Below are 4,129 nucleotides of genomic sequence, written 5' to 3'. Positions count from 1 at the left end.
CCTGCCCGTGACGATTGTCGAGCTGATGAGTGTTCAGGGTTAACGTGTCGGTGGATAACAACTTGCCGTCCCGGTTATCCAGCGCGGCGTGTCGGGTGTCAATAGCCAACTGTCCGCCTTGCAGATGACCGTGGCGATTGTCCAGTGGGCCGCTGGTGATAGTGGTTTTTCCTTCTCCAATAATCTGGCCCTGCTGGTTATCCAGCAACTGTCCGTCGGTATCCAGAGTCAGGGCATCTGCGGATTGTAAAGTCCCGTTGCGGTTGGTGAGTTGTCGGCTGTGAATGTCCAGCCCGCTATTTCCGGCTATCTGGCCCTGAGTATTATTGAGTGCAGTGCTGGTCAGCGCAGTTTTGCCGTCCGCCACTATCATGCCACCGGTGTTATTGATATCGCCGGTGCGCAAAGTTAAGTGTCCGTCACTCAATAACCGGCCTGCTTTTTGGTCGGCATTACGGGTATTGGTGAATCGGTGGCCGTGGGTATCAACGGTCATCTCGCGGCCAGCCTGTAACAACCCTGCGGTGTTATCCAGTTCGCCACTGTTGACCGTCAGGGTGTCTTCGGCTATCACCTGTCCGGCGGTATTGGTGAAGGGATGGCCTGTGGTCTGGCTGTCAATGTTTTGTGCCAGCAACATCCCCTGCGTGTTATCCAGGGTCTGACTGGTGGTGGTCAGTCGGGTTTTGGCTTCAAGATGACCGTTAACGTTTTGAATAGTTTTGCCAACGGTGAGGGTGGCGCTGTCCCCGGCGGCAACAATGCTCCCCCGGCGATTATCCAGTTGAGTGGCGCTCAGTTGGAGCGCGTGGCCCGCTTCCAGCCGACCTGACTGATTATCCAGCGTGTCTTTGACCGCCAGTGTCAGCGAGCCTTTTTCGGCGGCCACGATGTTGCCGTGACGATTATCGACGGTCGTTGCTTTAAGGTTCAGGTTGCCGTTGCCCGCAAGGGTACCGCGCTGGTTATCCAGCCTCCGGGTGGTGAGGGACAGGGTATCTTTGCCCTGTTGTTGCATCACGCCGCCTTGATGACTCAGGGTATCGGCGTTGATGGTTATCTGCCCGGCCTGAGTTTCAGCGTGGTTGAGTTGCAGTTCACCGGCCTGTATCGTCAGGGCGCCATTGGTGAGCAGTTTGCCCTTATCACCCAGCCACCGTTGGGTATTGAGCGATAATTGCCCCTGACCGGCCAACTGCACCGTCCCCTGGTTGTTATCGGCCTGATGCGCGGTCAGATGCAGGTCCTCGCCCTGACTGGCAATAGTGCCCTGACGGTTGTTAAGCTGGTCAGTAGTGAGGGTCAATTTCCCCTGATTGAACACGGTCCCCTCACGGTTATTCAGGGTACGGGTATGGAGCGCCAGTTCACCAGTACCGGTCTGGTTAATTTTTCCCTGATGATTGGATAAATCCGGCGTCGTGAGGTGGATTTCCTTCGCCACTAACTGGCCGCCGTCGTTGTTAAACTGGCCCGGCGTTTTCGCCGTCAAACGGTCGGCGTTGACGGTAGCGCGAGCGGTACTGATCCCCGCTTGACTGGCGGTGAGTTGAATCTGGCTGGCTGCGGTCTGGCTGTCGCTCAGGTCAATCTGTTGGCTGTGGACAGCCAGCGTATCGGCGGCCAGATTTTTCCCCTTCGCCTGAACGTGCTGCGCGGTCAGAGTCAGTGAGCCGGGACGGGTAGTGTTGCCGTTATCATCCAGTCCCGCGGCCCACACGCTGTCATGGCTGCTGTGTATTGTGCCTGCGTTGACCGTGGCATCGCCGCGAGCTTCCACCCGGCCCTGATTGCGCAGTGCTCCTTTGGTCTGTAAATTCACCGCCGATTGTGACAGCAATTTGCCGGTGTTAGTGACATCGGCAGACGAGGTTAATTGCAACGTATCCCGGCTGCTGAGGGTGCCGCGGTTCTCTATCCGACCATCGGCGGTGATATGGACCTCGCCGGCAGACGCGCCGATATTGCCGGCATTATGCACGCCCACCCCCGCCTCGGTGCCTATCAACCTAATTTTATGGGCGTACATGCCGCCCAGTGCCGCCACATCCAACGCAAACTCTGGGTGCTTTTCATCGTCAACCGATTTTTTCTCAATCTGCTGATGCGTCGCATCGACAATATTACGCCCGGTGGTCACTTTCAGGTCTTGCGCGTGTAATTTGGCGTTAATCGCCACGGAGCGGGCGATAATATCGGTGTAACTTTGCTGTGTGCTGTCCATGCCGCGCCCGTCAATCCGCACTTCCCCCTGATTGACATCAAACCCTTTCAGCCGGCCCTGTTCCATCAGCGCCTGTCCGGTGGTGAGCGTAGTGCGATGTGAGTTAATGAACCCGCAACCGTTACAGGTGATACCAGAAGGGTTGGCAATAATCACCTCGGCTTTATGCCCGGCGACTTCAATCCAGCCATTAAGGTGACTGGAGTCACGACTGTTGACCTCGTTAAGAATAACGCTGGCGTCCCCTTTGGCTAACCACGGATTGCCCGCGACCATACCGCCCAGTTGCGTCTGGGTGGCCTGATGGCTGTTATTGAGGATCACTCCCTGTTTATCCACGTCAAACTGACGGTAGGTATTGTGGGAAACGCCGTCGGCGCCCGGGGTCTGGATATTGACCTGCGGCGTGCCGTTGGCGCTGCGAATGATGGTCGGCTGCTGACGTCCCGGCGCCTGTCCGTCGGCCACAATCGCCGCCTGCGCGGTGAGCGAAACTCCGCCAAGGGCGAATAACAACCCAAACCGTAGCGCGGTGAGTCGGCAACGACGCTGCGGTGAAGACGGGCGATGAGCGCGGCGTCCGGTTCGTCCCCGTCCGGCCCGCGCTATCTCGGCCACCACCATCCACAGCTGGCGAGATTGATTAAAGATAATACGATATAACTGCTTGTTCATGATTTTTACTCCACACAACACTACCCACCGGCAGTTTTGTTATTTGAATTAATACTGCCAATACAGGTTGAATCCGGCCGTGACGGGGGAAGTTTGGAAACCGGCGGGTTTGGACAGCGGGACGCCGACAAACAGGTCGTAGCTCACCCCTTTCAGGCTGCCGCGCCAGCCCAGGGCGCTCCCCGCCAGGTGTTTTCCGAGCAGCGCGTCGCTGCCCCGGCCGCCCACCTCGCCATAATCGATCCCCAGATACAGCGACTGCCCTTTCAGCGGGGTTTGCCAGTCCAGTTCGTTGCGGCTGTACCAGCCCCGATCAGCGGATAAGGTCAGCTCGCCATCAAAGCCGCGTACCGTCCAGCGACCGCCAATCGAGAAGCGATCCTGGGGCGTCAATGGGCTGGCGCTTATCTGACGCAAATACTGGGTTTGATAAGAAAAAGGCTGAGAAAACAAGGTTAACGGCCCGGCCAGCGTCGCCGAGAATTGGGTGATTTTAGGTAAGGCGGTCCCTTCATTGCGGTACTCTTCCGGTGCCGGTTGTGCGCCAAACCAGCGCATACCCTGCTGGTAAGTCACCCTAGTATCCAGCGTCGCGCTGCCGATAAAGTGATGATGGGACAGCCCCAGCTTCCAGCCCGCGGTTTCCCGGCGCTGAACATCGACTTCGGTCTTATCAATAAAATTGCGCGAAGTCCGGCGATAAATTTCGCCGTTAAGCAAGGTTTTCTGGTCGGCGTTACGGTGCAGCACCCGACTAAGCTGGACCGCCAGGTTTTGGCTTTTGCCCCGGTATTGGATCGCCTGATTCAGCCCGGCTATTGTCTGGGTATAATCGTAATGACTGGCCGTCACGCTCGTCATCCAGTAGCCGAAGGGCACGGAGTAATAGAGCGTGTCGTTTTGGCTGCCTTTCCCGGCAGATGCGTGAATATCGCGTCCCCCGGAGAGATAGAACAGGTCGCTTAACGCCAGCGGGTTATCCAGAAAGAAGGTTAATCCGCCCTGATAACGCCCGGTGCTCTTAGAGCCGGTATCATCCAGATACGTGGCGACTCGCCAGTGCCGTGACTGACGCCAGTCCAGCACAATATCACTCTCTCCCGGCTGCTCTGCCGGGACAATGTTCATCTCCGCCTGCACGGTCGGGAAACGTTGCAAGTTTTCTAATCCCTGCTCAATGTCCCGTAAATCCAGCAATTTGCCTTCACGCGCGGGAAAGGGGGTTATCCG

General features: G+C 57.3%; 2 protein-coding genes. Both read right to left on the bottom strand.

The features are described from left to right. Positions 1 to 2,899: two-partner secretion domain-containing protein (locus LGZ98_RS23020; protein WP_262978661.1), on the bottom strand; the 2,899-nt coding region annotated here is incomplete at its 3' end. Between the two features lie 48 nt (positions 2,900 to 2,947). After that, positions 2,948 to 4,129 (bottom strand): ShlB/FhaC/HecB family hemolysin secretion/activation protein (locus LGZ98_RS23015; RefSeq protein WP_262978660.1); only part of this gene is annotated, 1,182 nt, incomplete at its 5' end.

This window comes from Photorhabdus kayaii (genome assembly GCF_025384895.1).
In the GTDB taxonomy this organism is placed as follows: domain Bacteria; phylum Pseudomonadota; class Gammaproteobacteria; order Enterobacterales; family Enterobacteriaceae; genus Photorhabdus; species Photorhabdus kayaii.
Note: the sequence above shows the minus strand (reverse complement) of the source record. Positions and strands in the feature narration are given on the sequence as shown.